The organism is Bradyrhizobium campsiandrae, assembly GCF_014529705.1.
Taxonomy (GTDB): domain Bacteria; phylum Pseudomonadota; class Alphaproteobacteria; order Rhizobiales; family Xanthobacteraceae; genus Bradyrhizobium; species Bradyrhizobium campsiandrae.
In genome coordinates, this window is the sequence record NZ_JAANIH010000070.1 from 1 (window position 1) to 26,623 (window position 26,623).

Genomic DNA, 26,623 nt, shown 5'->3' on the forward strand with positions numbered 1-26,623 from the left:
GCGATCAAAGCAACTTTGGGCAATGTGAGTTGCATGGAAATTCTCCAGCCTCAATTCGGCGAGACCGGAATGGCTCGCACGATTCTTCGACGGGAGCTGATCGAAGCCGGTTCGAGGGCCGGCTTCACGCCCGCGTGAGGCGGTACGCGGGAAGGGGGCTACTTGCCGGGCTCGCGCAGCATGTAGGTCGCGCTTGCGCCATAGGACGACAGCTTGTCGCGCAGCGCCGCGTCCGCTGCGACGCCGTGGAAGCCGAGACGCTCCCATAATGCGCGCGTGCCATAGACCGAGACCAGTGCAAGCGTCCTGATGCCGGAAGATCGCGCGATCTCCTCGATCTCTGTGACATAAGCGCGCGCCACGTCACCGCGATGGCCGGGCAGCACGGCGACGTCGTGCACATAGAGACAGTCGGCAGCTTCGGGCAATCGCGCGAGGAAGTCGTCGAGTGGCGGGATCTGTTGCCGCAGCCAGGGATGCGCGAGGCCGTAACCCACAATCTCGTTGCCTGCGGCAAGCACGCGACAGCCGTCAGGATAGAGCCGCATCTTTTCCAAAAGCACTTCGGGACGCTCGGGCAAATCAGGATGAATCCGCGCCGCGATCGCGCTGATCGCTTCGAGGTCTCCGTCGTGCGCGCGACGCCAACGCGGCCCGCTCATCTGCCTGCTCCGTATCGATCACCGCAATTTATTCCGTTGCATCGACACGCGCAGCCAAAAATATCTTTGCGCAGGTTCGAGGAATAGTGCGCGCATCGCGGCGTCCTACCCCATGCAAAGCGATTTTTTTGGCTAGTTGCATGACAGGAGATACCATGACGACATCCTCGATCCGCCTCGCGCTCACGCTCGTTGCGTCCCTTGCGATCACCTCTGCCGTGCTCGCCGCGCCGCCGACCAAGACCGGCAAGACCGACAAGGGCAACGTGCTGACCGACGCCAAGGGCATGTCGCTCTATACGTTCGACAAGGATGCGGACGGAAAGTCGGCGTGCAACGGCCCGTGTGCGGCAAACTGGCCGGCGTTGAAGGCCGAAGCCAACGACGCACCTGGCGACGGCTATACCATCATCACCCGCGACGACGGCTCCAAGCAGTGGGCGCACAAGGGCAAGCCGCTCTACACCTTTGCCAAGGACACCAAGCCCGGCGACATCACCGGCGACGGTTTTCTGAACGGTGCCTGGCATCTGGCGATGCCGTGAACGCGACAGGAGAGGCGGCCTAGCGCAGCCCCTCATACACCATCAATCCGCGTGCGATCTGCAGCTTGCGGATCGCCCGCGGCAGCAATTTCTCCGGCTGGTGCAGATAGCGCCAGGAGGTGACGGTGAACGGGCCAAGCGCCCCGCACTCGTCGTCGAACGGGGCGAGCACGCCGGTCACGCTCACCGGCGTGTGCGGGCGGGCGTTGAAAGGCAGCAGCAGCAGTTCGAGATGAGCCTTGCTGCCGTCCTCACGGGTCGCCGTGATACCGGCGATGGCGCCTAACGTCTCTTCGGCGACCACCGTCGTGATCTCCTCGATCTCGCTGCGGCTGCCTTCCATGAACAGCGCGGCGAAGCTCTGGTCCTTGAGGTCGAGGCCGGCGAGCGCGCAGACGCGGGTGCCGGCAACGCGGAACGGAAAGCCGAGCTTGGGTTCGCACGACAGGACGAAGATGTCGCCCAGCAGCTCGCGCACGGCAGCCGGGTCGATATCGGCCCTGTCAGGGGCCCGCGCGCTGCCGCGCTTCTTGTCCCAATACGCGAAGAACGCGCGGCTCGATGGATGTTTCATGTCTGACGCCTACCCCGAGGTGCAGCTCCACGGGACAGACCTGTCCCGCTTCAGCGCACCGGAGATCCCTTTGCTGTTGTGCAGGAGGGGAATTGCAGCGTCCATGCCGCGAGGGCGTTTTCGGCGCCTTGCGCGCCGCCTTTGCGTCGTTAACGTTAAATTAACTATGCGCTTTCGCGCTGCCGCACGGCTGCTATGGTGGTCGCGGTCGCAAGCCTTGCCGCTTTCTCCAGGTTCTCGGCGAGGCCTGTACACGGGCGTCAAACAGTTTGGTCACTGGCCGCGGGGAGGGGTGGGGATACACCTTGTTCTTCCGTTGCGCCGGAAAGGCCGACACGGATAGGCAGGGCTTTCCCAGGGCCCTGCCTTTTCCTTTTGTGCACTTGCGCTGGGCTGGTAAAGGCGACTATCTCCAAGCCTCTTGCTCCGCGCGCCCGAAAGCGAAACCGTTTTGGATTCCCCGTCACACCCCCCGTCGGACCATCCGGTCGTCGTCGAACCGGCCCCGCGCGAGCCGATCCTGACGCTGCCGTGGCCGCTGACGGCCTATGTCGTCCTCCTGGCGGTGATCCATTTGCGGGTGCTGCTGCCGCCGGAGCTGGAGAACTGGACCATCGACGTGTTCGGATTCATTCCGAAGCGTTACGATTCCTCGCTGCTCAACCTGCAGATTCCGGGTGGTGCGGGCGCCAAGGTCTGGAGCTTCGTCACCTATTCGCTGCTGCACGCCAATCTGACCCATCTTGCCTTCAACGTGCTGTGGCTGCTGCCGTTCGGCAGCGCGCTGGCGCGGCGCTTCGGCGGCTTGCGTTTCTTCGCCTTCCTGGCGGTGACGGCGGCGGCCGGCGCGCTTGCCCATCTCCTCACCCACGAGCATGCGGTGGTGCCGATGATCGGCGCCTCGGCGTCGGTGTCGGGTGCCATGGCGGCGGCGATCCGCTTCGCCTTCGTGCGCGGCAGCTTCCTGTCGTTCAGCCGTTCGGATGCCGATACCGCTGCCAAGGTTCCGGCGCAGCCGCTGCTGCGGGCCCTTCGCGACCGGCGGATCGTCGGCTTCCTCGGTGTGTGGTTCGTGATGAACATCATCTTCGGCGTCGGCGCGATCGGCGTCGAGGGCGGCAGTGCGCAAGTTGCTTGGCAGGCGCATATCGGCGGCTTCTTCGCGGGCCTCTTGCTGTTCGCGCTGTTCGATCCGGTGCCGCGCGTGCGAAACGATGATGCTGCGGATGCGTCATCACGCGACATTTCAAACGGTATTTGAAGCGGCGCTTGCGGCGCGGCTCGAATTCATCCATCATCCCAGCGAAGAATGTTTCGAAGCGACAAGCCCGTAGAGGCAATGCTTCGACAAGCGCCCGAGCGTGAAACCGGCGCCAAAACTGTTAGTTGAAGACTCGCGAACAAGTCCAGACCGTGCAAAGCGGATGGATCCGATTCAGGGAGGCGACAATGACGGTACGTTCCATTCTCAATACCAAGGGCCACCAGATCATGAGCGTCGCGCCCGACGCCAAACTCGCGGCCGCCGTGAAGCTGCTCGGTGAGAAGAAGATCGGCGCGGTGCTGGTCATGGACCAGAGCCGGCTCGAGGGCATCCTGTCCGAGCGCGACATCGTGCGCGTCCTCGGCGAGCGCGGTGCCGCTGTGCTGGATGAGCCGGTCTCTCAGGTCATGACCCGCAAGGTCGTGACCTGTAAGGAGACCGACACGGTCGCCGAGCTCATGGAGATGATGACCAAGGGCAAGTTCCGCCACTTGCCCGTGCTCGAGAACAACAAGGTGGTCGGCCTGATCTCGATCGGCGACATCGTCAAGCGCCGCGTGCAGGAATACGAGTCCGAGCAGGAAGCCCTGCGCGACTACATCAAGACGGCCTGAGCCGGCTTAGAGGCCGAGCCTACTCGACCGCCTTTGGCGCGGCGCCGTGGGGTGCCGGCGCCAGCACGTCGATCGTTTCCTGGATCTGCTCCAGCGCGCGCTCGGCAGCGCGCACGCCATGTGCGATCAGATCCTCGGCGCGATGAAAATCGAACCAGCCGAACTGGCCGACCCGCGGCGTGATCAAGAGGTCGGGCGGGTCGCCGGCGAGCCGCGCGCGAGTGATGCGATCCTGCATGATGTTGAAGGCATCGATCATCACCGAAGAGATGCCGGGCCGGCCGGCGCTGCCGAAGAACTCGCGCTTGACGGTCCTCTCCGGTGAGAAGATGCGCGGAAAGCGCCGTTTGGCCGGGGTCTCCTCGGTGACGGGGGCGGCGGCCGGCGCGGGCGTCGCCCCGTGCGCATGGATCGTCGTCGAATGGGTGAAGACGTCGGTGGACAGGTTGACGGCGATGACGATCTCGGCACCGAGCGCCCGCGCCGCCGAGACCGGCACCGGGTTCACCAGCGCACCGTCGACGAGCCAGCGGTCGCCGATCATCACCGGCGCGAAGATGCCGGGCAGCGCATATGAGGCGCGCATCGCCTCGACCAGCCGGCCGCGCGTGAGCCAGATCTCGTGGCCGGTGCGGATCTCGGTCGCGACCGAGGCATATTTCATCGGCAGGTCCTCGATCAGGGTTTGGCCGATCGATTCCTCCAGCCGGCTTGCGAGCTTCTCGCCGCCGATCAGGCCGGAGCCATTGAGACGGATGTCGAGATAGCCGAGGATGTTGCGCACCCCCTGCAGGCTGCGGGCCCATTCCTCAAGCGCATCGAGCCGGTCGGCCGCATAGGCGCCGCCGACGGCCGCACCGATCGAGGTGCCGACCACGACATCGGGCACGATGCCGTTGGCCAGCAGCGTTCTCATGATACCGATATGCGCAAAGCCACGTGCCGCGCCGCCTCCCAGCGCGAGGCCGAGGACGGGTCTGCGGATACTGCCGAGGCCGACCTTCTCGCCATTCGCGCCGTTCGAGCTCCGACCTTTCAAGATATCCAGCACCGAAACTCTCCTACTCCGGGCCAGTCCTCACTCCAGAGTAGGCACCGAATTTCCGCTTCGCCAGAACGGGCGCAAAGCTTGGTTTACAGCGTTCGGGACGCAGGGGGCAGGAGTGTGGCAAAGGCCGGTTGCCTCCTGTGTAATCACGCAGGCGTCAACTAGGTTCCAATGATCAGGGCAAAGCCGTATTCCCCGGGATTTCAGAGGCTTGAATTTGCCGCGTTTTCGGTGAAAACCAGCAGACATGACTCCAGGGGGTGACGGCATCATCGGATGGCGGCGCGGCGGCAGGCTGCTGCCGGCGCTCGTCGTTGCCGCATGCCTGCTCGCCTTCGGCCAAAATACCGCTCAGGCGCAGCTTTTCTCCGACCGGCCACCGCCGGTGCCGCCGGCTTCGGTGCCCGATCCCGGCGGCGCCGTCAGCCTGGCGCCGCCCTCCGGTCCCGGCGCCGGTCCACCGAGCCTGCCGCCGACCCTGACCCAGCCGAATACGCCCAGCATGCCGCCACCCGCGGTGACTACCGTGCCGCCGGCTGCGCCGCTCAACGCGGCCGCGCCCGGGCAGGCCGTGCTGTCGCTGACAGCCAGATACGGCAAGGACACCCCGCCGATCACCAGCGGCCTGGTCTGGCGGGTGTTTGCCGACCGGCCCGACGAGAACGGCACCTTCAAGCTGATCCGCGAGGATCGCAATGCCACGCCCAACATCGTGCTGCCGCCGGGCAATTACGTCGTCCACGTCGCCTTCGGCCTCGTCAGCGCGGTGCGCACCGTCAGCCTGAAGGCCGAGACCGACCGCGAATCCTTCGTGCTGCCGGCCGGCGGCCTGCGCATCGAGGGCCGCGTCGGTACCAGCCGCATTCCGCAGAACCAGATCTCCTTCGCCATCTACAAGGGCAGCCAGTTCGAATCCGGCGAGCGCGCCGCGCTCGTGCCGAACGTTGCCGCCGGCGACGTCGTGCTGATTCCGGAGGGCACCTACTACATCATCTCGAACTATGGCGACGCCAATTCGGTGGTGCGCTCGGACATCCGCGTCCAGGCCGGCAAGCTTACCGACGTCACCATCACCCACCGCGCCGCCGTCATCACGCTCAAGCTCGTCAGCGACAAGGGCGGCGAGGCGCTCGCCAACACCGCCTGGTCGGTGCTGACGCCGGGCGGCGACGTCATCAAGGAATCGATCGGCGCCTTCCCGCGCGTCGTGCTCTCCGAAGGCGAATACCGCGCCATCGCCAAGAACGAGGGCAAGGTCTATGAGCGCGGCTTCAACGTCGTGAACGGCGTCGACGGCGAAGTCGAAGTCGTCGCGCGCTAAGCGCGCCGCGCTTCTCATTCAGCGCACACAAGGTCACGGAGGGCCGCGGAGGATTGCGCGATGAGATCGCTCCACATCTTCCCGCACGAGTCGAGCGTTCACATGTTGACGGCTGTTCACATGCGCAGCTCTCGTCCGGTGAGCGTTCGCTTACCGAACATTCGTGTTGTGTTTCGGCTTGAATACCGCTGCCACCGCCACCGCACTACGCCGCAAAAGGTTTAAAACACCGGCGGCATCGGCTTATTCCAGCTTGTATTCATGCTGCAGCAACTTCGTCATTTCAGGTGCAAGATACGCATTTCCGATAATCAATTTCATTCGCTTTCCGTGCTGCCGCGATATATGTCGGGCATCCCTCCAATGGGGGGAGGCGGCGCGGCCTTGGGTAGGCTCGCGCGACCGGAAAGCAGCAGGGGCCAAGCGCGTCGGCATGTTCGAAGTGATCCTCACCAGGCGCAAACGGCTGGGTTGGCGTTGGCAGGTCTGCGACCAGTCCGGGAAGATATTCGCCGACGGCTTCGAGCGCACGCGTCCTTCGGCCAAATATCACGGCGAGCGCGCACTATTTTTCCTGTTGTCGCAGGCCTATTTGCGCAACCGCTCGGCAGCGTCCAGCGAGGACTAAAGCACGATCGGGAAAAGTGCGCAGCGGTTCGGGCCCATAGGCCATCCGGGCCATGGACCACAACGACTTGTGTGGCCCGGTCGGGCAAAACACCCCAACGCTAGGTCAATCCGGCCCGCCAGAGATGTTCTACTTTACCGAAATTCGGAAATGACGTATGTGTTATGGCAACCCGGCCCAAGGAAGAGGGCGTATCGCGATCGTCACGACGCGGGCCGGGCGGCGGTGGACGCCCGTCACATCGGCGCGAAGGGTTTTGCCGGGCGGTATCCGTGAGCATAAACCTCGTGCATGGAGACACATCGCATTTTAAGTGACTGTCATAGTCTCTAATGCCCACTAACCAATGCGCGACTTAAAACTGTCATAATTGCCCAACGGAACCCGCAGCCGCGCTGTTTTTACACGCTATTAAGCGCGCCCGCATTGGATGCGTCGGAAAGTGCGTTGGGGACTGCAATGAGTGCCGCGAAGAAGATGCCGGGCAAACCGGCCACCGAAATGTTTGACGACATCCCGGTGCTTCAGCGCAAATGGCGTGCTGCGTTGAAGCCGGGCGACCGGCTGCCGCGCTATGAAGACGTGATGCTCGGCAGCCTCGGACGGCTTGCCGACCACATCGCGCTGCTTAAAGGCGACGGCACGCTCGAACTGTCGCGCAGCGGACGTTACGTGCAGGCCTGGCTCGGCGAGGAGCGCTGGGACATTCCGATCACGGAGCTGTCGCCGGATTGTGCCACCGCGCTGTCGGAAGCGGCGGTGAACGCCCTTGCCACCGGGCTGCCACATCATGCGAGCGCGCATTGCGTGCGCGACGGCATGGTGAGGACTTATGACGTGCTGGCGCTGCCGACCGCCTCACGGTGGGGCGCGACGCTGGTCGGCGCCTATGTCAACGAGCGCGGCGCGCAATACAATCTGCTCGACGCCATCTTCTCGTCGACCGACGATGCAGTCATTTCGCTGGCGACCTTGCGCGACGCCAAGGGTGCACCATTCGATCTTCAGATCGTGCACCACAACAAGAGCGCCGCGCTGCTGCTCAAGGTTTCGACCGGCGGCTTGCTGTGGCGGCGGCTCGGCGAGGGCAACACGCTGCTGGCCGCGCCCGAGATCATGGAATTCCTGCTCCGGGCCGTCTCCGGCGGCCGCGGCGAGCAGCTCGAGATCGAGCACGAGAGCCGTTATCTGCGCCTCAGCGCTACCGCGTTTGCCGACGTCGTCTCGCTGACGATCTCCGACGTCACGGCGCTCAAGCGTCGCGACGCCTCGTTCCGGCTGCTGTTCGACAACAATCCGATGCCGATGTGGGTGTTCGACGCCGAGACCAAGCAGTTCCTAGGCGTCAACGATGCTGCGGTCCAGCATTATGGCTACAGCCGCGCGGCGTTCCTGCGCATGAGGCTGCACGAGATCTGGCCCGAGGACGAATGGGACAGCCACGCCGAGGCGCTGGAGCGCATCGGCGATACCTATCATTCCTCGCGCAACTGGCGGCATTTGCGCGCCGATGGCAGCGAGATCGAGGTGCTGACTTTCGGTCGCCGCGTCGCCTTCAACGATCGCGACGGTTATCTGGTCGCGGTGGTCGACATCACCGAGCGACGCAAGGCCGAGGCGCGGATCGCCCACATGGCGCATCATGACGGGCTCACCGATCTGCCGAACCGCGAATATTTCCAGGAGCGGTTGAAGCAAGCGCTCGACCAGGCCGGCGGCAAGCGTGTCGGCGTGCTCTATATCGACCTTGACCTGTTCAAGAACATCAACGATTCCTTCGGCCATCCTGCGGGCGACCGCCTGCTCAAGGAGGTCGCCGAGCGCCTGACCGCCACGGTCCGCGGTGCCAACCTCGCCGCAAGGCTCGGCGGCGACGAGTTCGCCGTGATCCTGGCGGCCGATGTCTCGCCGAACGAGGCCAGCGCCTGCGCGAGCCTGCTGATCGACATGCTGAAGGCACCCTACGACATCGATGGCCAGGAGATGGTGATCGGCGCCAGCATCGGCATCGCGCTGTCGCCGGGCGACGGCGTGACCACGGAGGAGCTGATGCGCAACGCCGACATGGCGTTGTACCGGGCGAAGTCCGACGGCGGCTGTGTCCACCATTTCTTCGAGCGCGAGATGGATCTCCAGGCGCAGAAGCGCCGCGACATGGAGCTCGACCTCCGCCGGGCCTTTGCCAATGGCGAATTCGAGCTGCACTACCAGCCGCTGGTGTCGATCGCCTCCGACCGCATCTCCGGCTTCGAGTCGCTGCTGCGCTGGCGTCATCCGGAGAAGGGCATGATCTCTCCGGCCGAATTCATTCCAGTCGCCGAAGACATCGGCCTGATCACACCGCTCGGCGAATGGGTGCTGCGCGAGGCCTGCGCTGAGGCGGTGAAGTGGCCGAACGACGTCAAGGTGGCGGTCAATCTGTCTCCGGCGCAATTCCGCAGCCGCAACCTGGTTCAGGTCGTGATCTCGGCGCTGGCGCAATCCAGCCTGTCGCCGAAGCGCCTCGAGCTGGAGATCACCGAGTCGATCTTCCTCGCCGAGACCGATGCCAACCTCGCCATTCTGCATCAATTGCGCGAGCTCGGCGTCGGCATTTCCATGGACGATTTCGGCACCGGCTATTCCAGCCTCAGCTATCTCAGAAGCTTTCCGTTCGACAAGATCAAGATCGATCGCTCCTTCGTGAAGGATCTGGCGCAGCGCCCAGATTGCGTCGCGATCGTGCGCGCGATCTCCGGGCTCGGCCGCAGCCTCAACATCACCACGACGGCGGAGGGCGTCGAGACCGAGGATCAGCTCGACTGGCTCCGCATCGAAGGTTGCAACGAGGTGCAGGGTTTCCTGTTCAGCGCAGCGCGGCCTGCCAGCGAGATCGCTAAGCTGCTGGCCGATTTCGGCCAGCGCACCTCACGGGCGGCGTAGCTCTTCGGGATAGCAGTCATAGACCAGCGCCTTGAAGGCGGGCGTGATACGGCCGCGCTCGTTCTGGGTCTGCTGCATCAGCAGGTAGACCATGTCGAGCTTGGGATCGACGCCGAAATAGGTGCCGCTGCCACTGTCCCATTTCAATTCGCCGAGCGAGCCGGGCGGTGGCGGTCTGGCGTTGCCGGGATCGGTGCGTACCGCGAGGCCGTAGCCGTAGCCGAAACCGTCGCCGGGGAAATAGAAATAGTCGCGGCCGACACCGGAGCCGGGCCCGATCTGGTCGGTCGTCATGTCCTTGAAGGCGGCCGGACTAAGATAGCGCCTGCCGTCGAACGCACCGCCATTGAGCAGCATTTGCGAGAAGCGCTGATAGTCGGTGATGGTCGAGAGCAGTCCGCCGCCGCCGGATTGCCATTCCGGATGATCGAGACGCTCGCGCTCGGCATCGAGCAGGATCTGGTCGCTTGGCAGCGGCCGTGCCATGCGTTCGAGCTCGTCCGGTGTCGACAGCACGAATTTCGTGCTGGTCATGCCGAGCGGATCGAGGATGCGCTGCTTCAGGTGCTCATACAGCGTCTGGCCGGTGATGATCTCGATGATGCTGCCGAGCACGTCGGTGGAATGGCCGTAGCGCCACAACGTGCCGGGCTGGCGCGCCAGCGGCAGCTTGGCAATGCGGTCGGCGAATTCGCGGTTGTCGAACTGGCCCTCGAAGATATTGGCCGCCTTGTAGGCGAGCTCGACCCATTTGCCGCCGATATAGTCGTAGCTGATGCCAGAGGTATGGCGCATCAGGTCCCGGATCGTCACGGGGTGGACCGGCGGCACCATGTCGAGCGCGAGCGAGCCGTCGGGTTTGGTGATCTCGAGCCCCACCTTGGTGCCGGCAAACAGGGGGATGTATTTCGACACGGGATCGGCGAGCGCTAACTTGCCCTCGTCGATCAGCATCATGGCCGCAAGGCTCGTGATCGGCTTGGTCATGGAATGGATGGCGAAGATCGTGTCCGGCGTCATGGACAGGCGGGTCCTGACGTCGCGCACGCCGAACATCTTGAAATAGACGGGCTTGCCGTGCTGCTGGATCAGGACGATCGCGCCCGGCAAGCGGCCGGCGGTGACCTCGTTTTCGAAGAACGAGGTGATACGTCGCAGCCCGTCGGGAGAAGGAGCGGGAAGGTCGGCGGCCCGGCTTCGCGCCATCGTGCCGGCCAGCATGGCGGCCCCGACCAGAAAATCACGACGCTTCATCCGGGCTTTCTCCTTCGCGGAGAACAAAGCCGCAAGACGTTAGGGGCGTCAACAAGCCTTCGATTAAAAACGCGTCACGATTTCCGAAAGGAACGGTCGCGGACGGTCCTCGCTCGGCTTGGTCGGCTTGCCCACGTGAATGAAGCCGGCAAGCTTTTCGTCGGCCTTGAGGCCGAGGCCGTCGAGCACGTCGCGATCGAACGAGAACCACCCGGTGAGCCAGCAGGCGCCGTAGCCGAGTGCGGTCGCTGCCGTGACGATATTCATGGCGCTGGCGCCCGCCGACAATTCCTGCTCCCAGGCCGGCACCTTTGGATGCGGCTTGGTGAAGCTGACGATGCCGATGACCAGCGGCGCATCGGTGAGGCGCTTGCGCTCGGTCTCGATATCGGCGGCGGGGGCGCCCGGATTCTTGCGCGCGAAGACCTTGGCGATCACCTCGCCGGCGCGCTCGCGGGCATCACCCTCGAAAATGATGAAGCGCCAGGGCGCGAGCTTGCCGTGATCGGGGACGCGGGCGCCGATGGTCAAGATGGTCTCGAGCTCGGCCGGCGAGGGACCTGGTCCGGTCATCTCGCGCGGCTTGACCGAGCGGCGGGTTTTCAGGAGTTCGATAGCATCAGGCATTGCGAGGGCCTCTTCGGCTGGTCGTCGGGCGTGCCCTGCCGAGATAGGCATGCACGCCCGCAACCGGAAGCGAGTTTAGATCGATTTCAGGGATCACACCGTGCCGCGTGCCCGCCGGACATCCGGCGGGGTCGCCTCGTCGACGAGGGCTGCGATGGCCTCCGCCGTCGTCATCACCTTCTGGCCGTCGCTGCCGAGCCGGCGAACCGAGACCGAATGCGTCTCGGCCTCCTTTTTGCCGACCACGAGCAGGGCCGGAATCTTGGCCAGCGAGTGCTCGCGGACCTTGTAGTTGATCTTTTCGTTGCGCAGGTCGATCTCGACCCGAAGCCCGGCGCGCCGCGCCTGCTCCAGCACCGCCTTGGCGTATTCGTCGCCTTCCGAGGTGATGGTCGTGACCACCGCCTGCACCGGCGAGAGCCAGAGCGGGAAGTTGCCGGCATAGTGCTCGATCAGGATGCCGATATAGCGCTCCATCGAGCCGCAGATCGCGCGGTGCACCATCACGGGCGGTTTCTTGCCGCCGTCATGGTCGATGTAGAAAGCGCCGAAGCGCTCCGGCAGGTTGAAGTCGACCTGCGTGGTGCCGCACTGCCAGTCGCGGCCAATGGCGTCGCGCAGCACGTATTCGAACTTCGGCCCGTAGAAGGCGCCTTCGCCCGGATTGATCTCGGTCTTGATGTGGGTGTTCTGCGCCTGGATCTCGCGCAGCACCGTCGCCATCACGCGCTCGGCGTGATCCCACATCGCATCCGTGCCGACGCGTTTCTCCGGTCGGGTCGACAGCTTCACGGTGAGATCGCCGGTGAAGCCGAAGTCCGCATAGGTCGACAGGATGAGATCGTTGATCTTCAGGCATTCCTCGGCGAGCTGATCCTCGGTGCAGAAGATATGTGCGTCGTCCTGGGTGAAGCCGCGCACGCGCATCAATCCGTGCATGGCGCCCGACGGCTCGTAGCGGTGCACTACGCCGAACTCGGCGAGGCGCAGCGGCAGGTCGCGGTAGCTCTTCAGGCCATGCTTGAAGATCTGCACGTGACCGGGGCAGTTCATCGGCTTCAGCGCAAACCAGCGCTTGTCCTCGGCCTCGTCGCCGGCCGACTGGGCCGCGAACATGTTCTCGCGGTACCAGCCCCAATGGCCCGACGTCTCCCACAGCACCTTGTCGAGGATCTGCGGCGCGTTGACCTCGCTGTAATCGCCGGTGAGGCGCCGGCGCATATAGGCGATCAGCTGCTGGAAGATCGTCCAGCCCTTCGGATGCCAGAACACGACGCCGGGACCTTCCTCCTGGAAATGGAAGAGGTCGAGCTCGCGCCCGAGCTTGCGATGGTCGCGCTTCTCGGCTTCCTCGATCTGCTTGAGATAAGCGTCGAGGTCGTCCTGCTTGGCGAAGGCGGTGCCGTAGATGCGCGTCAGCATCGGGTTGTTGCTGTCGCCGCGCCAATAAGCGCCGGCCACCTTCATCAGCTTGAAGGCACCTCCGACCTTGCCGGTCGAGGTCATGTGCGGGCCGCGGCAGAGATCGAACCAGTCGCCCTGGTAGTAGATCTTGATCGGCTCGTTGCCGGGAATGGCGTCGACCAGCTCGACCTTGAAGGCCTCGCCCTTGTCCCGGAACACCTGTTTTGTCTTCTCGCGGTCCCAAACCTCCTTCGTGAAAGGTTTGTCGCGCGCGATGATCTCGCGCATCTTTTTCTCGATCGCGGCAAAGTCGTCCGGCGTGAACGGCTCGTTGCGGAAAAAGTCGTAGTAGAATCCGTTTTCGATCACTGGGCCGATGGTCACCTGCGTGCCCGGCCACAGCGATTGCACGGCCTCCGCGAGCACGTGCGCGCAGTCGTGGCGGATCAACTCGAGCGCCTCCGGCTCGTCGCGGGTGATCAGCCTGAACTTGGCGTCAGCTTCGATGGGATCGTTGAGATCGGTGAGCACGCCGTCGAGCGCCATCGCCACGGTGCGCTTCGCCAGCGAGGGCGAGATGCCTTTGGCGACATCGAGGCCGGTGATGCTCTTGTCATACTGGCGCTGGGCGCCGTCTGGGAAGGTGAGGGTGACTTTGGCGGCGGGGGTCACGGGCTTCAGGTTGCTGAGGGAATATTGGAAGCCGGATTCGGATTTGGGCTGGTCGGACATTGCTTTTCTCCTGAGGCTCACTCCTGCGAACGAGCGCAGGTAAGCGGGAACGAGCGATATATCAGGCGATTCGGCCTGTGCAATCCGGCATTTCCAAGAAAGTGGCGCGCAAAAGCCGGGACGGCGCTCCAACTATTTCACGACGTGCCCTTTAACTGGCTGCGGCCTTGCTTTACATGCAAGTGCATGGAAAATTCCCGCGCCGGCCGCTTCACGTCAACCGCCCTGATGCTTGGCAATCTCGTTACCGGCTGCGCGGTGCTGGCGCCGGCGGGGATGCTGCCGGAATTGTCGGCGGGGCTCGGCATCAGTATCCATGCGGCCGGGCTGCTCATCACGTTTGGCGCGGTCACGCTGTGCATTGGCTCGCCGCTGACGGCCTGGCTGACCAGCCGTATTGAACGCCGGCTCCTGCTCACGACCACGCTCGCGGTGCTCGCGTCAGGCAATCTCGCTTCGGCCTTTGCGCCCGACTATGCAAGCCTCCTCGTCATCCGCCTGGTGATGCTTGCGGTCGGTGCGCTGTACACGCCGCAGGCAGCTGGCACAGCGGCGTTGATCGTGCCGGCGGAGCGGCGCGGCAGCACGATCGCCTATATCTTCCTCGGCTGGTCGCTCGCTGCCGCCGTCGGCCTGCCGCTGATTACCTTCATCGCCAGCCGCTATGGTTGGCGCGCCGCCTATGGCGGGATCGGCGTGCTCGGCTGCGTCAGTTTCCTGCTGCTATTGGTGCGTTTGCCGGCCGGCTTGAAGGGCACGCCGGTCGATCTGAAGACCTGGCGCGAGGTCGGCCGTAGCAAGGCGATCCTGTTGCTGCTCGCGATCACGATGCTGCAGATGTCCGGGCAGTTCACGGTGTTCACCTTTATGGGCCCGCTGCTCAAGAAGCTGACCGAGGCGACCCCGGATGCGATCGGCATGGTGTTCGCGGTCTATGGCGTCTGCGGTTTCCTCGGCGTTGTGTTCGCAACCCGCATCGTCGACACTTGGGGCCCGTACCGAACCTCCTTGCTGTTCACGTGCCTGTTACTGGCGGGCATTGCCGGCTGGGCGCTGAGCGCGGGCACGCTTGTGTTGATGGCGATCGGGGTTGCGATCTGGGGACTGGGCTTTGCCTCGACCAATTCGATGCAGCAGGTGCGGCTGGTCGCAGCCGCACCGCCACTGGCGCCCGCGACCGTCGCGCTCAATACGTCCGTGCTCTATATCGGTCAGGCCATTGGCTCGGCGGTCGGGGGGCTGCTGTTTTCCCGCGAGTTGCTGCACAGCACAGGTTTCGTCGCGGTCGGCTTCGTTGTCCTGGCACTGGTGCTGGTGGTCGTGAGCCGGCCTCGGCCAGCGCTGGCCGCCGCGGGTTGAAAGGGGCATCTCCTGTGCGTAAGGCGCTTGGCAAACGGCGTGGGAGAGCGCTAGAAGGCCGGTTATGGGGACCAAAGAGAGTTGACTGAAATGAGGATGATTTTGGCGGTTGCCGCGGTGCTCTATTCAGCCTCCGCGTTCGCGCAAACCGACAAGCCACCGATGGTGGGGGACAAGCCGCTGGTGCAGGTCAAGCCCAAGGGGACCAAGTCCGGCACGAAAGAGGCGGCCGCCAAACCAGCCGCCGCGGCACCGAAGGGCAAGCCGCAATCGATCGCGGCACGGCTTCAGGCCTGCCTCGACATCGACGACGGCACCAAGGACCGGCTCAATTGCTACGACGCCATTATCCCGCCGGCGCCCAAGCCGAAGCCGGCGAAGGCCAAGGGCTACGCCGACTGCAAATTCTTCAAGGAAGAGGACGAGCGCCTGGCCTGCTACAACGGCTTTGCCGAGAGCATTCCGAAGCTGCCCAAAAGCTAACATTAGCTACCGGCTCGATACCGAAGGGCTGCTGGCGGCGACGCGCGTCAACGCCAGCGCCGGCGTCGCCGACATCTTCACCAGCACGTCCTTGAGCGGATACTGCGTCCAGGCGCGGTTGACGTAATCGCGGTGGGTGATGCCGTCGCCGGTTTCGACGAACACGACGCTGCCGGGACGCAACGGGCCATCCATGTCCTCGGAGACGCTGATGCCCTTTTGCCTGAGCATGCTCATCAGTTCGCGGTCGCGCCGTGCGGTGTAGTGCGTGTAGGAGCTGACGAAGAAGCCCGAGCGGTGGCTCTCGATCCAGGACGCGAACTTGTCCATCTCGCCATAGACCGCATCGAGCAGCACGACGCCGCGAACGCGATCGCTGATGCCGCCGACCTCGAGGCTCCAGGCGGTCGGCAGGAAGCCGCCGCTATAGCCGACGATCACGATCGGCATGCTCGCGAAGGCGCGTGCGCTGTTGGGATCGCCGGTGAGACGGGCGAGGTGGGTGGCCGATTCCTCCATGAAGCGCTTGAGGCCGCCCGCCTGCCAGAATTTTCCGGCGCTGGAATCGGCGGCATCGACGGCCATCTGCGGGGCGAGCAGTACGGCATTGGCGCCGGATGCGGTGATCTGCTGCGGCACCAGCTGGCGGTCGCGCACATCGCGCTCAAGCGTCGCGCCGTTGCCGTGGAAGAACACCACGATCACACCGGGCTTGCGCACGTCGAAATGTTCGGGGACATGCACCAGCACGCGGCTGTCGTTGTAGGTCTCGTCCTGCCAGAACACGCGCCCCGAATAGCTGCGGTGGCCGCGGCGGTCGCCCTTGGAGATGTTGAGGAAGGGCGCGTCGGAGGCGGGGTTGTTGCCGAAATAGGGGAAGGCGGAGGACTTCATGCTGATGAGGGTCGTCAGATCGTCGCGCGGTGGACGCTGGTAGGGCAGCTGCGGCTCCAGCGAAGCCAATTTGTAGGGCGCCGGCTGCACGGCGCGCTTGGGCGAGAAGTCCGACATCTGCCGTTGCAGCAAGCTTTCGCTCGCGGAAGGAAAGCGCTCCTTGAATTGCGGGGCGGGGAAGCGGTCCTCGAACGTGTCGCCACTTGCGACTTGCGGATTGGTCTTGGCCACCACCTGGACATTGGCCTGCGAGTTCGCAGCGAGCGCCGCCGGATTGGGCGACTGGCCGCATTGAACCAGCATCAGCGATACCGGCACCAAGCTGGAGGTCAGGGCGATCCGAAGCGCACGACCGCGCGCCCCGGACGCCTTGGTCCGGTCAACGCGCATGTCTGCTTTCAATTTCGGAACGGCCCCGACCATCCACCCATGACCCCAAGCATGACTCCAAGTCACGAACCATCGGCAATCTTTTAAGACAATTGAGCCGACTGGCGTTTAGGCGACGTTAAGCGTCCGGAGAAACTTCCCCACATCCGGATGGAGCGAAAAAGACCACGCAATCGTGTCGCGATTGTGGGAGAGGGGCGCGCATTGGGCGGGCGACTACGGGTTTATTGGCCTGAAGGGGGCAAATAAGGTGGCCAGTTACCTATTTTGGCCGCCTCATTTAACCCTTGTTAACCCTGCTTGAATTCACTGCACCAATCTGCACGATGCCTCTCACGAGGCGTGACGCCCGAGGCTAGGGACCCAGATGACGGCATCAGATGCGGGAACCGCGCCCTGGACCGGACGGCTGACCGGCGGCTCCGGGGTCTCCGTACTCGTCGCAACCGCCATCGTCGTTGCCGACATGATCGGGGTTGGCGTCTTCACCAGCCTCGGCTTCCAGGTCAAGGACATCCCCTCGGGGTTCTCGATCCTCGCGCTGTGGACCGTCGGCGGCATCGTTGCGCTGTGCGGCGTGTTCTCCTACAGCGAACTCGGCGCGATGTTTCCGCGCTCGAGCGGAGAGTACAATTTCCTCGGCCGCGCCTATCATCCGGCCTTCGGCTTTCTCGCCGGCTGGGTCTCGGCAACGGTCGGTTTCGCAGCGCCCGTGGCGCTGGCAGCCATGGCTTTCGGCGAATACGCCAAGTCCGTCATGCCGGATCTGCCGCCGATCCCGCTCGCGATTGGCGTGGTGTGGCTGGTCTCGATCGTGCAACTGACCGGCGTCAGGCATTCCTCGACGTTCCAGTTGATCTCGACCATCCTCAAGGTCGTGCTGATCGTTGCTTTCCTGGTGGCCGGCTTCGTCATCGGCACGCCGCAGCCGATCTCCTTTGCGCCGCAGGCGGGCGATCTCGCCCATATCGTCAGCGCGCCTTTCGCGATCGGGCTCGTCTTCGTGATGTATTCGTTTTCGGGCTGGAATGCCGCGACCTACATCATCGGCGAGATGAATACGCCGCAGCAGACCCTGCCGCGCGCGCTGCTCGCGGGCACGCTGATCGTGCTGGTACTGTATGTCGCGCTCAATGCGGTATTCCTCTACTCGACGCCGATCGGCGCCTTGGCCGGGCAGCTCGACGTCGCAAGCGTCGCCGGCAGCGCCATCTTCGGCAATCTCGGTGGGCGGATCGTCGGCGCGATGATTTGCGTCGGCCTGATCTCCTCGATCAGCGCGATGATGTGGATCGGTCCGCGCGTGATGATGACGATGGGGGAGGATATCCCGGCACTGCGCGTGTTCTCGAAGAAATCGGTGAGCGGCGCGCCGGCCTATGCCATCCTGTTTCAGCTCGTGGTCGCCAATCTCCTGCTGTTCACGCGCAGCTTCGAGGCGGTGCTCGACTTCATCCAGTTCGCGCTGCTGTTCTGCTCGTTCTTCACGGTTGCCGGCGTGATCAAGCTGCGCATTACCGATCCCGAACTGCCTCGACCTTATCGCGCCTGGGGATACCCCTTCACGCCGCTCATTTTCCTGCTCGTGACTGCGTCCATGATGTACTACCTCTTGACCGAGCGGCCCGTGCAGTCGCTGTCGGGGATGCTCGTCATGCTCTCGGGCTTGTTGATTTATGCTGTTTTCCGCAGGCGGCCGGTCGCCGCTGGCACGTCATACAATCGCGAATAGACATGTTTCGACCCATGAGACTTGCGGCCGTCGCTCTTGCCCTTTTGGCTGCGGCCATCTCGTCCGCACGTGCGGCCGAGGTCACCTTCGACGACACCGCGCGCTTCCTGGCCGGCATGCAGCCGTCGGCGGACTCGCCCTTGCTGCCGCTCACCAAGGATCCGTCCTGGCAGCATCACGCCAAATTCTTCGACGGTGCCTTCGCCCAGCTCGAGCAGCGGCAGATATCGAAGATCCGGAGCTGGTCCGACGTCAATCTCGCCGCCCCGCGGCCGACCATGTTCTACTTTTTCAGCGGTCCGGATTTCCTGTACGCCAACGCGTTCTATTCCAAGGCCAGCACCTATGTGCTCGGTGCGTTGGAGCCCGCCGGTGCGGCGCCCGATCTGACCAGACTGCCGCGCGGCTCGGTCAGTGCCGCGCTCTACAATGTCGAGCGCTCGCTCGGCTCGATCCTCAGCTTTTCCTTCTTCATCACCAAGCAGATGAAGGTCGACCTGCACGCCAACCAGGTCAACGGCACCTTGCCGATCCTCTATGTCTTCCTGGCGCGCTCCGGCAAGACCATCCGCAACGTCGAGACGGTTGCGCTCGACGACAAGGGCGGGGTGCATACGGGCAGCGACAATCCAGGACCGAACGCCACGCGCGGCGTTCGCATCACGTTCGCGGGCGCCGACGGCGAGACGCGCACGCTGTATTATTTCTCGACCGATCTTTCCAACTCGGGCGCACGTGCCGCCGGCTTCCTGAAATTCTGCGAGACGCTCGGGCCCGGCAACAGCCTGATCAAGAGCGCATCCTATCTCCTGCACGCCGGCAACTTCACCGTCGCGCGCGACTGGCTGCTCGCCAATAGCGCAACCATCATCCAGGACGATTCCGGAATTCCGCTTGCCTATTACAATCCGCGGCAATGGCGGTTCTTTCCGTTCGGCCGCTATCTCGGGCCGATCGGCGAATTCCCCGGCCGCTACCAGGAGCGCTATGCCGAATTGTTCACGCGCGCTCAGCCGATCGACTTCGGGGTTGGCTATCGCTGGCGGATGAACGAGTCCAATCTGCTGCTGTCGGTGAAGATCGCGGGTAGTGAGACAGCCCCGACCGCGGAAGCCACGTCGTCCGCCGAGCCGTCGCCGAAACCGCCGCGCCCGAGACGCCCGCGGCCACCCGAGCCGATACCGCCACCGCCCGGACGTTTCTTCTGGCTCCGCTAGGCTGTCGGGCTCTGAGCCACAACGACGAGTACCTCGGCCTTCTGCCGGCCGAGGCTCCTGACCTCGTGCGGGGTCTCGCCTGAAAAATACAGGCAGTCGCCCTTGGTGAGGACGAGCTCTTCGCCATCGAGCTTGATTGCGATTTTGCCGTTGATGACGAACAGCAGCTCCTCGCCGGCGTGCGAGGCGCGCGTCGCCGATTTGTGCGGTGGGCTCAGCAGGAACGGCTCCATCATCTTACGGGTGCGGCCCGTTACCAGCGGGACCACGCCAAACGTGTCCTGGAACAGCGGAACGTTGCCGTCTTCGCGCCGGAACAGCGTGTAGCGCGGCGCAGGCTCGGCGTTCGGATCGAAGAAGTTCGCGACGTTGACCTCGAGCGCGGCAGCCATCCGCAGGAGCGCGGCGAGGGAAGGGATCTTCAGGTTGCGCTCGACCAGCGAGATGTAGCCGCGCGTGAGATCGCTCTGCCTGGCAAGCTGATCCAGCGTAAGGCCCTTGGCGATCCGCGCCTGGCGGATATTGGCCCCGACCGCTGTCGCTTTGCTGACGTCAAGCACGCATGAGTCTCCCGAACTTCTGCTGCCTCTTTTGCAACAGATGCAGCCGTTCTGCCAGCCCGGCGGTGTACCACTGCCTATTCAGCGTGCTGCTCCTGTATTCCGAAGGAAAACTTATGCGAGGAAATTTTGAACATGGGCGCGGATATTCTGAGCAAATGCGCTGGTATATCGCGCAAAATAGCCGAAAAATAATGCAAAGAGCCCCCTCTGCTGGGATTGACGGCATTTGCCGCGTTCCGCCCCGTTGATTTCTAACAGTAAACATGGTCGATTTTACCGTCCTGGCTGCCGATGGGCTCCATGGCCAAAGCCAAGTTGCCGGTACTTTCTGGAGAGATCGATGACCGTAGCAGACGACGTAACCCTGAACGTAGCGCCGGACGAAGCGGCGAGCTTGCGACGGATCGTGTGGTCGAGCGTGATCGGCACCGCGGTCGAATGGTACGACTTCCTCATCTATGGCACGGCGACCGCGCTGGTCTTCAACAAGGTGTTCTTCGCCGCCGGCAATCCCACGCTCGCCACCATTGCGGCCTTTGGCACCTATGCGGTCGGCTTCCTGGCGCGGCCGCTGGGCGCTGCGATCTTCGGTCATTACGGCGACCGGGTCGGCCGCAAGGCGATGCTCGCGATCACAATCATGGTGATGGGCATCGGCACCTTCCTAATCGGCCTGCTTCCGACCTACCAGCAGATCGGCATCGCTGCGCCGTTGCTGCTGATCGGCCTGCGTTTCCTCCAGGGCATCGGCCTCGGCGGCGAGTGGGGTGGTGCGGTGCTGATGGTGGTCGAGAACTGCCCGACGCATCGCCGCGGCCTGCTCGGCAGCATGGTGCAGGTCGGCAATCCCATCGGCAATCTCGCCGCAATCGGCATGTTCGCGATGGTGGCGAGCCTGCCTGAAAGCGACTTCATGACCTATGGCTGGCGCATTCCCTTCCTGCTGTCGGTCCTGCTCGTCGGCGTCGGTCTTTACATTCGCCTCAACATGGAGGAGACCGCGGCCTTCCGTCAGGTGCAGGCCAAGAAGGAGGTCGCAAGCCTGCCGCTGGTCGAGATCTTCAAGCACCATCGCAAGCCGTTCTTCACCGCGGTCGGTCTGAAGATCTCCGAGATCGCCTATGCCAGCATTGGCGGCGTGTTCGTGATGTCCTACGCCACCGCCAATCTCGGCCTGTCGCGCGCGGTGGTGCTGAACGGCGCCTTTGCGGCATCGCTGGTTGCGCTGTTCGCCATTCCCTTGTTCGGCTGGCTGTCCGACATCGTTGGCCGCAAGACGATGTTTTACGCAAGCTGCGCGTTCTCGGCGCTGTTTGCCTTTCCGCTGTTCTGGCTGCTCGACACCCGCGATCCCACCATCGTCGTCGGCACCATCGTGGTTGCCATCACCTTCGGCCAGATGGTGATGTTCGGCATCGGCGCGCCCTGGTATTCCGAGCTGTTTTCTGCCCGACTGCGCTACAGCGGCGCCTCGCTCGGGTTTCAGATCGGTGCTGCCATCAGCGGCGGGTTGACGCCGCTGGTTGCGGCCTCTCTGATGGCCTGGAGCGGCGGTGCCACCTGGCCGGTCTCGCTGCTGCTGGTTGCCTGTGCCGCCGTCACCGCGACCGCGACCAAATTCGCCCCAGAGATGGCGAACAAGGAGCTGACCTGATCCTGCGGCGCGCCGCCACCAGCGGCGCGCCATCGCTCTCATCAAGAGGAATTGTCATGCTCGACATCATCGGCGCCGGCTCGGCACAGGGCGCAACACGGCTCGGCTGGACCGGCGTGGTGCGCTTTCTTCATTTGACGCCACGCGCCTTCCTGCCGATGCGCTCAGTGGACTCCATCAGCCTCATCGCCGGCCGCGGCATCGAGGGCGACCGCTACATGATTGGCAACGAGGAAGGGTTTTACTCGCACAAGCCCGAGGAGGGGCGGCAAGTTACCCTGTTCGAGCTCGAAACGCTGATCGCACTCAAGCGCGATGCCAGGATCGAACTCGGTCCCGAAGAGCATCGGCGCAACGTCACTGTCGAGGGCGTGCCGCTGAACCATCTCGTCGGCCGCCGCTTCTGGTTGGGGGAGACCCTGCTGGAGGCGACCCGCCTGTCGGTGCCGTGCCGGCATATCGAGGAGATCACCGGCAAGGCGATCTTCGATCCCCTCATCAACCGCTCCGGCCTCAACTGCAAGATCCTGCAAGGCGGCATCGTCAGGGTCGGCGACGCCGTGCGGAACACGGCATGAAGGTTCGTCCCATCACGACGATCAAGACGATCGTCGCCGGCATCGAGCAGGCCGGCACAGGCATCAAGCTGTTCACGCTGGAAGATCCCGACCACTGGGAATTGCCGCCCTTCAGGCCCGGCGCGCATATCGACTTGCATCTGCCTAATGGTTTGGTCCGCACCTATTCGCTGTGCAACGAGCCCGCCGACAACACGCGCTACGTCATCGCGGTCAAGCGCGAGGCGGAGGGACGCGGCGGCTCGCGCGCGCTCCACGACGATATCAGGGTTGGCGACGTCATCGGCGTATCGCTGCCGCGCGGCGGCCTGGAGCCCGGCGCGAACATCACGCGCCATGTCTTCATTGCCGGGGGCATCGGCGTGACGCCGTTCCTGTCGATGGTGCACCATCTCGCGCGAACGACAGAGGCTGACTTCACGCTGCATCTGATCGTGCGCGACGAGCTGCCGCTCGCTGCGCAGCTCGCCTCGCTGATCGATCAAGGGCGGGTCGTCGTGCATCGCACGTCCCGGATCGGGCGTCCTGACCTCGCGCCACTGATCGGAGAGGTCGGGCCCGACACCATGGTTGCCTGCTGCGGCCCGGAAAGCATGACCGATGATTTCGAGCGGCTGACCGCCGCCTGGCCCGCGGCCAATGTTCATGTCGAACGCTTCGTCGCGCCGCCACCGGTCATCGATCCCAACGCAAAGCCCTTCACTTTGTCACTGGCCCGGTCGGGTGCCGAGATCCAGGTGCGTGCCGGCCAAACCATGCTGGCTGCGTTGCAGGAAGGCGGTGTCGAGATTGCGACGTCCTGCTGCGGCGGGATCTGTGGCGCCTGCAAGGTCGGATGGATCGAGGGCAAGCCTGTGCATCGCGACCGCATTCTGTCCGCCTACGAGCGCGAGCGATTCCTCATGATCTGCGTCGCTGGTTCGGACGCTGAACGGCTGGTGCTGGACCTCTAAACTACCAGTGCACGCTCTGGCTGGGCTCAATGAACGCCGTCGTGCTGGGTGGCGTCGCGAAGCTTGCCGTCAGATACCAGCCGGAGCCGACGACGAGCAGGAGCAACGCGATGATCGCGAGCACGTCGATCGTTCGGGGATCGTGATCCCTGGGATGGAAGCTGAGATGTGAACCGGGCTTGAAGTGAATACGAGGGCTGATTTTCCAGCGCATTGTTGTTTCCTCCCGCGGGAGCATCACAACAATGCGAGGCCAGAGTTCCGGTTCCGCTCAGAGCAGCGATGCGTAAAGCACCGCAGCATCCTCACGATGCGTTGACGCCGCGCCAGCGTGCGTATCGCCACGGCAAGTACCAGCACGCACCTTGCGGTGCGGCGAGGGGAACGTTGTCGATGCCCGACGTGCCAAAGGGATTGCAGCGCAACAGGCGCGCCAGCGTCATCCAGCCACCAGCCCAGAGTCCGAACCGTTCGACGGCTTCATCGCCATAGACCGAGCAGGTCGGCAGATGGCGGCAATTATAGCCGACCAGAGGCGAGAGCGTATGGCGATAGAGCCAGATCAATGCGCGGCCGAATCTGCGCGGCAGCCGGGAGGCCTCCGCGATGGGAGCGGAACAGTGCTCGCAGGTTGAGTGCTTCATATGCGCTGTGCCGACATCCTGAGCGCCTCAATGCGCGGTTCCAGCGCAGGGAACAGCAAGCTGCTGTTGGCGCGCCACATTTTACCTACTTTCAGGGAGCAGTGCAGCAAGTACCTATGGACGATCTGTATTCCCCCGGATACCATTTTTGTGACGTCCTTGTGTAGACTCATGAGGACGTCGAAACGGGGCTTGCCTGATTGCTTTCGGGGCTTGGGGAAGGAACCAGTTTGAAAGTTCTGAAGTCGCTCAACCTTCGCGGCTGGTTGCTGGTGGGAACCGCCGCCTGTGGTGTCGTGCTGGCGGGCGCCGTCGCGACCTTTGGCTCGCCGGCCAGTGCCGGTGCTACGCTGGAAGAACGCAAGCTGCCGATGAAGTTTGGCTGGGTTGCCTGCGAACCCAATTGCCGCGGCTGGATTAGCGCGGTCGGGATCATTACCGCAGATACACCGAAGGATTTCGACGACTTCGCCCGCGGGCGCCAGCTCGGCGGCGCCACCGTGGTACTCGACTCCAGCGGCGGCTCCGTCAACGACGCGATCACGCTCGGCCGGCGCTTTCGCAACCTCGGCCTTCTCACCACCGTCGGCATCACGCAGCAGAAGAGCGTACAGGGCGCCCGTCCGGCAGTCGCTTCGGAAGCCTATTGCGAGTCCATGTGCGTGTTCCTGCTGCTGGCCGGCAAGAAGCGCTACGTGCCGGAAGCCGCCCATGTCCGCGTCCACCAGATCTGGATGGGTGACCGTGCCGACGACGCCAAGGCGGCGAGCTATAGCGCCCAGGACCTGATGATTGTGGAACGTGACATCGGCCGGCTTGCCAAATACACCTTCGACATGGGCGGCGCAGGCGACCTGCTGTCGCTCTCGCTCAGCGTGCCGCCCTGGGAAGATCTGCACGAGCTTGACGCCACCGAGCTGAAGCTGACCAATCTCGTGACGACCGATCTGGTGGCCGAGGTGCTGCCTCATGTGGAGATCACGGCACCCGCGGTTGCTGAGCTCGCGCCGAAGACGCAGGCCAGGTTCGGCCAGGAGCCGGAGCCTCAGCCTGCCAAGTCGACCAAGACGGCCGAAGCCGTGGTCCCGACCGGCGGCGTGGCGGCGCCCGCGACCGCGGCACCGCCGAAGTAGCAGCGCCAGTCCAGCCCGGCCTCAGCTTTTGTACCTCAGCCTTGCACCGTGTCAGGCTGTTTCGCCTTGGCCTCGATCTGGCCGATCGCATCGACCACCGCGTCGAAGGTCAGGAGCGTGGACGCGTGGCGCGCCTTGTAGTCACGGACCGGCTCCAGGAACTTGATCTCGTCCCATTTGCCTTGGGGAGGGGCGCCGTTCTCCTTGAGCATCTTGCGAACGGTTTCGCGTAACTCACGGAGTTCGCTCGCAGTCGAGCCGACCACGTGACTTGCCATGATGGATGAAGAGGCTTGTCCCAAGGCGCAGGCCTTCACGTCATGGGCGAAGTCGGTGATGGTGTCGCCGCTCATCTTGAGATCGACCTTGACGGTCGAGCCGCACAATTTGGAGTGGGCGGTCGCGGTGGCATCGGGGTCTGGCAGTCGTCCGAGGCGCGGAATATTACCGGCCAGCTCGATGATCCGCTTGTTATAGATGTCGTTCAGCATGTGATGGGGTCCAGAACTTCCCGGCCGGATCGGCCTTGGCGGGCGCCGTCCACGGTCCTATATAGGGGCGGAACTGGCGGAAAAACAGTCCAGCAGTGCGTCGGCGGTGATCCAGATCTGCGTCGCCGGCGTTATTGCCAAGTGATCTCTTTCGCCAAATACTGTGCTCTTCAGGCGTCCGGCGGCTTGCCCGCCCCGTCTGCCGGTGACACTCCGGCCGCAAGGCCGTCGAACGGAGTAGACATGGACGCTGCAATCAAATCCATCCGCCCGACCAAGCCTTCCGATCGCCAGCCCGAGAGCCGCCCGGCCGAGCTCGACCCCTCGGAGTTCCTCGCGGCCGCCGTCCGCGCCGACCAGCCGCGTCCCGCGCGTGCCGAGGCGGAAGCGGCGGTGAAGACGCTGCTTGCCTATATCGGCGAGAACACCGAGCGCGAGGGCCTGCTCGACACGCCGCGCCGCGTGGTCGAGGCCTTCGACGAGCTCTATCAGGGTTACCATCAATGCCCCGCCGAGGTGCTCGACCGCACCTTCGGCGAGACCGCCGGCTATGACGATTTCGTGCTGGTGCGGGACATTGAATTCACCTCGCAATGCGAGCACCACATGATGCCGTTCTATGGCAAGGCGCATATCGCCTACACGCCGGTGGAGCGCGTCGTTGGCCTGTCGAAGCTCGCGCGCCTGACCGACATCTTTGCCCGAAGGCTGCAGACCCAGGAGCATTTGACGGCGCAGATCGCTGCCGCGATCGACGAGATCCTGAAGCCGCGCGGCGTTGCCGTGCTGATCGAGGCCGAACATACCTGCATGTCGGTGCGTGGCGTCGCCAAGCATGGTGCCTCCACCTTCACCAGCCGCTACACCGGCATGTTCCGCGACAACCCGGCGGAGCAAGCCCGTTTCCTGTCCATGGTGCGGGGCCTTCAGCGCTGAC

General features: G+C 64.0%; 26 protein-coding genes. 15 read left to right on the plus strand and 11 right to left on the minus strand.

All coding sequences use genetic code 11. From position 1 onward, the window contains the following. Positions 1 to 158: 158 nt before the first annotated feature. Positions 159 to 662 carry a GNAT family N-acetyltransferase gene (locus G8O24_RS34960; protein WP_188107073.1) on the minus strand — a complete coding sequence of 168 codons (504 nt, stop codon included), beginning with the start codon at positions 660 to 662 and terminating at the stop codon, positions 159 to 161. A gap of 155 nt (positions 663 to 817) precedes the next feature. Between G8O24_RS34960 and G8O24_RS34965 the strand changes: the two genes are divergently transcribed. Then, the gene (locus G8O24_RS34965) at positions 818 to 1,207 is read left to right on the plus strand and encodes a COG4315 family predicted lipoprotein (protein WP_188107074.1); all 390 of its coding nucleotides are present in this window, start codon (positions 818 to 820) and stop codon (positions 1,205 to 1,207) included. Positions 1,208 to 1,226: 19 nt separating this feature from the next. Here G8O24_RS34965 and G8O24_RS34970 read toward each other — a convergent pair whose 3' ends face one another. Further along, positions 1,227 to 1,781: a PAS domain-containing protein gene (locus G8O24_RS34970; RefSeq protein ID WP_188107075.1), complete on the minus strand. Its 555-nt coding sequence runs from the start codon at positions 1,779 to 1,781 to the stop codon at positions 1,227 to 1,229. Positions 1,782 to 2,232: 451 nt separating this feature from the next. Between G8O24_RS34970 and G8O24_RS34975 the strand changes: the two genes are divergently transcribed. Both G8O24_RS34975 and G8O24_RS34980 read left to right on the plus strand, forming a co-directional pair. After that, on the plus strand, positions 2,233 to 3,042 hold the full coding sequence (locus tag G8O24_RS34975) for a rhomboid family intramembrane serine protease (protein ID WP_188107076.1): 810 nt from the start codon (positions 2,233 to 2,235) through the stop codon (positions 3,040 to 3,042). Positions 3,043 to 3,230: 188 nt separating this feature from the next. Beyond that, positions 3,231 to 3,659 (plus strand): CBS domain-containing protein, encoded by a 429-nt coding sequence (locus tag G8O24_RS34980; protein ID WP_188107077.1) that lies wholly within the window; start codon positions 3,231 to 3,233, stop codon positions 3,657 to 3,659. Between the two features lie 19 nt (positions 3,660 to 3,678). On the opposite strand, the gene G8O24_RS34985 is transcribed toward G8O24_RS34980, so the two are convergent. Next, positions 3,679 to 4,710 carry a patatin-like phospholipase family protein gene (locus G8O24_RS34985; RefSeq protein ID WP_188107078.1) on the minus strand — a complete coding sequence of 344 codons (1,032 nt, stop codon included), beginning with the start codon at positions 4,708 to 4,710 and terminating at the stop codon, positions 3,679 to 3,681. 244 nt (positions 4,711 to 4,954) lie between these two features. Here G8O24_RS34985 and G8O24_RS34990 point away from each other — a divergent pair, with 244 nt between their 5' ends. The 3 genes from G8O24_RS34990 (at position 4,955) to G8O24_RS35000 (ending at position 9,578) form a co-directional block, all read left to right on the plus strand. Then, complete coding sequence (locus G8O24_RS34990; protein WP_188107079.1) at positions 4,955 to 6,028, plus strand: RgsD C-terminal domain-containing protein; 1,074 nt, start codon at positions 4,955 to 4,957, stop codon at positions 6,026 to 6,028. Positions 6,029 to 6,461: 433 nt separating this feature from the next. Continuing rightward, a complete protein-coding gene (locus tag G8O24_RS34995) occupies positions 6,462 to 6,656 on the plus strand; it encodes a hypothetical protein (protein ID WP_188107080.1) in 195 nt (64 codons plus the stop codon). Positions 6,657 to 7,115: 459 nt separating this feature from the next. Then, on the plus strand, positions 7,116 to 9,578 hold the full coding sequence (locus tag G8O24_RS35000; RefSeq protein WP_188107081.1) for a putative bifunctional diguanylate cyclase/phosphodiesterase: 2,463 nt from the start codon (positions 7,116 to 7,118) through the stop codon (positions 9,576 to 9,578). Here G8O24_RS35000 and G8O24_RS35005 read toward each other — a convergent pair. The 3 genes from G8O24_RS35005 to thrS form a co-directional block, all read right to left on the minus strand. Continuing rightward, positions 9,564 to 10,832: a serine hydrolase domain-containing protein gene (locus G8O24_RS35005; RefSeq protein ID WP_188107082.1), complete on the minus strand. Its 1,269-nt coding sequence runs from the start codon at positions 10,830 to 10,832 to the stop codon at positions 9,564 to 9,566. The genes G8O24_RS35000 and G8O24_RS35005 overlap by 15 nt on opposite strands. Positions 10,833 to 10,895: 63 nt before the next feature. Continuing rightward, on the minus strand, positions 10,896 to 11,459 hold the full coding sequence (locus G8O24_RS35010) for a nitroreductase family protein (RefSeq protein WP_188107083.1): 564 nt from the start codon (positions 11,457 to 11,459) through the stop codon (positions 10,896 to 10,898). 93 nt (positions 11,460 to 11,552) lie between these two features. Beyond that, on the minus strand, positions 11,553 to 13,595 hold the full coding sequence (gene thrS, locus G8O24_RS35015) for a threonine--tRNA ligase (protein WP_188107084.1): 2,043 nt from the start codon (positions 13,593 to 13,595) through the stop codon (positions 11,553 to 11,555). A 186-nt stretch (positions 13,596 to 13,781) separates the two neighbouring features. On the opposite strand from thrS, the gene G8O24_RS35020 reads away from it, so the two are divergent. Continuing rightward, positions 13,782 to 14,954 (plus strand): MFS transporter, encoded by a 1,173-nt coding sequence (locus G8O24_RS35020; protein WP_188107085.1) that lies wholly within the window; start codon positions 13,782 to 13,784, stop codon positions 14,952 to 14,954. A 90-nt stretch (positions 14,955 to 15,044) separates the two neighbouring features. Continuing rightward, positions 15,045 to 15,437 carry a hypothetical protein gene (locus tag G8O24_RS35025; protein ID WP_188107086.1) on the plus strand — a complete coding sequence of 131 codons (393 nt, stop codon included), beginning with the start codon at positions 15,045 to 15,047 and terminating at the stop codon, positions 15,435 to 15,437. Between the two features lie 6 nt (positions 15,438 to 15,443). On the opposite strand, the gene G8O24_RS35030 is transcribed toward G8O24_RS35025, so the two are convergent. Beyond that, a complete protein-coding gene (locus tag G8O24_RS35030) occupies positions 15,444 to 16,721 on the minus strand; it encodes an alpha/beta hydrolase (protein WP_244646193.1) in 1,278 nt (425 codons plus the stop codon). A 367-nt stretch (positions 16,722 to 17,088) separates the two neighbouring features. Here G8O24_RS35030 and G8O24_RS35035 point away from each other — a divergent pair, with 367 nt between their 5' ends. After that, positions 17,089 to 18,453, plus strand: coding sequence for an APC family permease (locus G8O24_RS35035; protein ID WP_188107088.1), 1,365 nt, complete (start codon positions 17,089 to 17,091; stop codon positions 18,451 to 18,453). A gap of 2 nt (positions 18,454 to 18,455) precedes the next feature. Beyond that, positions 18,456 to 19,670 (plus strand): hypothetical protein, encoded by a 1,215-nt coding sequence (locus tag G8O24_RS35040; RefSeq protein ID WP_188107089.1) that lies wholly within the window; start codon positions 18,456 to 18,458, stop codon positions 19,668 to 19,670. On the opposite strand, the gene G8O24_RS45435 is transcribed toward G8O24_RS35040, so the two are convergent. Continuing rightward, on the minus strand, positions 19,667 to 20,230 hold the full coding sequence (locus G8O24_RS45435; protein ID WP_188107090.1) for a helix-turn-helix domain-containing protein: 564 nt from the start codon (positions 20,228 to 20,230) through the stop codon (positions 19,667 to 19,669). The genes G8O24_RS35040 and G8O24_RS45435 overlap by 4 nt on opposite strands. 343 nt (positions 20,231 to 20,573) lie before the next feature. Here G8O24_RS45435 and G8O24_RS35050 point away from each other — a divergent pair, with 343 nt between their 5' ends. Genes G8O24_RS35050 through G8O24_RS35060 form a run of 3 tightly spaced genes read left to right on the plus strand, consistent with a single transcriptional unit; the run spans position 20,574 to position 23,418 of the window. Further along, on the plus strand, positions 20,574 to 21,887 hold the full coding sequence (locus G8O24_RS35050) for an MFS transporter (protein WP_188107091.1): 1,314 nt from the start codon (positions 20,574 to 20,576) through the stop codon (positions 21,885 to 21,887). A gap of 56 nt (positions 21,888 to 21,943) precedes the next feature. Next, the gene (locus tag G8O24_RS35055; RefSeq protein WP_188107092.1) at positions 21,944 to 22,465 is read left to right on the plus strand and encodes an MOSC domain-containing protein; all 522 of its coding nucleotides are present in this window, start codon (positions 21,944 to 21,946) and stop codon (positions 22,463 to 22,465) included. Next, positions 22,462 to 23,418, plus strand: coding sequence for a PDR/VanB family oxidoreductase (locus tag G8O24_RS35060; protein WP_188107093.1), 957 nt, complete (start codon positions 22,462 to 22,464; stop codon positions 23,416 to 23,418). Before G8O24_RS35055 ends, G8O24_RS35060 begins: the two co-directional genes overlap by 4 nt. Position 23,419: 1 nt before the next feature. Here G8O24_RS35060 and G8O24_RS35065 read toward each other — a convergent pair whose 3' ends face one another. Together G8O24_RS35065 and yidD are read right to left on the minus strand one after the other, a co-directional pair. Next, positions 23,420 to 23,632: a hypothetical protein gene (locus tag G8O24_RS35065; RefSeq protein ID WP_188107094.1), complete on the minus strand. Its 213-nt coding sequence runs from the start codon at positions 23,630 to 23,632 to the stop codon at positions 23,420 to 23,422. A 91-nt stretch (positions 23,633 to 23,723) separates the two neighbouring features. Continuing rightward, complete coding sequence (gene yidD, locus G8O24_RS35070; RefSeq protein WP_188107095.1) at positions 23,724 to 24,062, minus strand: membrane protein insertion efficiency factor YidD; 339 nt, start codon at positions 24,060 to 24,062, stop codon at positions 23,724 to 23,726. A gap of 230 nt (positions 24,063 to 24,292) precedes the next feature. On the opposite strand from yidD, the gene G8O24_RS35075 reads away from it, so the two are divergent. Then, entirely contained in the window at positions 24,293 to 25,195 is a 903-nt protein-coding gene (locus G8O24_RS35075; RefSeq protein ID WP_188107096.1) for a COG3904 family protein, read from the plus strand. A gap of 35 nt (positions 25,196 to 25,230) precedes the next feature. Here G8O24_RS35075 and G8O24_RS35080 read toward each other — a convergent pair whose 3' ends face one another. Next, a complete protein-coding gene (locus G8O24_RS35080; protein WP_188107097.1) occupies positions 25,231 to 25,686 on the minus strand; it encodes an iron-sulfur cluster assembly scaffold protein in 456 nt (151 codons plus the stop codon). A 243-nt stretch (positions 25,687 to 25,929) separates the two neighbouring features. Between G8O24_RS35080 and folE the strand changes: the two genes are divergently transcribed. Continuing rightward, on the plus strand, positions 25,930 to 26,622 hold the full coding sequence (gene folE, locus G8O24_RS35085; protein ID WP_188107098.1) for a GTP cyclohydrolase I FolE: 693 nt from the start codon (positions 25,930 to 25,932) through the stop codon (positions 26,620 to 26,622). The last annotated feature ends 1 nt before the right edge of the window (position 26,623 follow it).

Excerpts from the sequence above, each read along its gene's own strand:
- G8O24_RS35025 (WP_188107086.1), top strand. The coding sequence starts at position 15,045 with ATGAGGATGATTTTGGCGGTTGCCGCGGTGCTCTATTCAGCCTCCGCG.
- G8O24_RS34960 (WP_188107073.1), bottom strand. The coding sequence starts at position 662 with ATGAGCGGGCCGCGTTGGCGTCGCGCGCACGACGGAGACCTCGAAGCG.
- G8O24_RS35060 (WP_188107093.1), top strand. The coding sequence starts at position 22,462 with ATGAAGGTTCGTCCCATCACGACGATCAAGACGATCGTCGCCGGCATC.
- G8O24_RS35000 (WP_188107081.1), top strand. The coding sequence starts at position 7,116 with ATGAGTGCCGCGAAGAAGATGCCGGGCAAACCGGCCACCGAAATGTTT.
- G8O24_RS34970 (WP_188107075.1), bottom strand. The coding sequence starts at position 1,781 with ATGAAACATCCATCGAGCCGCGCGTTCTTCGCGTATTGGGACAAGAAG.
- G8O24_RS35065 (WP_188107094.1), bottom strand. The coding sequence starts at position 23,632 with ATGCGCTGGAAAATCAGCCCTCGTATTCACTTCAAGCCCGGTTCACAT.
- G8O24_RS34965 (WP_188107074.1), top strand. The coding sequence starts at position 818 with ATGACGACATCCTCGATCCGCCTCGCGCTCACGCTCGTTGCGTCCCTT.
- G8O24_RS35005 (WP_188107082.1), bottom strand. The coding sequence starts at position 10,832 with ATGAAGCGTCGTGATTTTCTGGTCGGGGCCGCCATGCTGGCCGGCACG.
- G8O24_RS35020 (WP_188107085.1), top strand. The coding sequence starts at position 13,782 with ATGGAAAATTCCCGCGCCGGCCGCTTCACGTCAACCGCCCTGATGCTT.
- G8O24_RS35080 (WP_188107097.1), bottom strand. The coding sequence starts at position 25,686 with ATGCTGAACGACATCTATAACAAGCGGATCATCGAGCTGGCCGGTAAT.
- G8O24_RS35035 (WP_188107088.1), top strand. The coding sequence starts at position 17,089 with ATGACGGCATCAGATGCGGGAACCGCGCCCTGGACCGGACGGCTGACC.
- G8O24_RS35040 (WP_188107089.1), top strand. The coding sequence starts at position 18,456 with ATGTTTCGACCCATGAGACTTGCGGCCGTCGCTCTTGCCCTTTTGGCT.
- thrS (WP_188107084.1), bottom strand. The coding sequence starts at position 13,595 with ATGTCCGACCAGCCCAAATCCGAATCCGGCTTCCAATATTCCCTCAGC.
- G8O24_RS35050 (WP_188107091.1), top strand. The coding sequence starts at position 20,574 with ATGACCGTAGCAGACGACGTAACCCTGAACGTAGCGCCGGACGAAGCG.
- G8O24_RS34990 (WP_188107079.1), top strand. The coding sequence starts at position 4,955 with ATGACTCCAGGGGGTGACGGCATCATCGGATGGCGGCGCGGCGGCAGG.
- G8O24_RS34995 (WP_188107080.1), top strand. The coding sequence starts at position 6,462 with ATGTTCGAAGTGATCCTCACCAGGCGCAAACGGCTGGGTTGGCGTTGG.
- G8O24_RS34980 (WP_188107077.1), top strand. The coding sequence starts at position 3,231 with ATGACGGTACGTTCCATTCTCAATACCAAGGGCCACCAGATCATGAGC.
- G8O24_RS35030 (WP_244646193.1), bottom strand. The coding sequence starts at position 16,721 with ATGCGCGTTGACCGGACCAAGGCGTCCGGGGCGCGCGGTCGTGCGCTT.
- folE (WP_188107098.1), top strand. The coding sequence starts at position 25,930 with ATGGACGCTGCAATCAAATCCATCCGCCCGACCAAGCCTTCCGATCGC.
- yidD (WP_188107095.1), bottom strand. The coding sequence starts at position 24,062 with ATGAAGCACTCAACCTGCGAGCACTGTTCCGCTCCCATCGCGGAGGCC.
- G8O24_RS35055 (WP_188107092.1), top strand. The coding sequence starts at position 21,944 with ATGCTCGACATCATCGGCGCCGGCTCGGCACAGGGCGCAACACGGCTC.
- G8O24_RS35010 (WP_188107083.1), bottom strand. The coding sequence starts at position 11,459 with ATGCCTGATGCTATCGAACTCCTGAAAACCCGCCGCTCGGTCAAGCCG.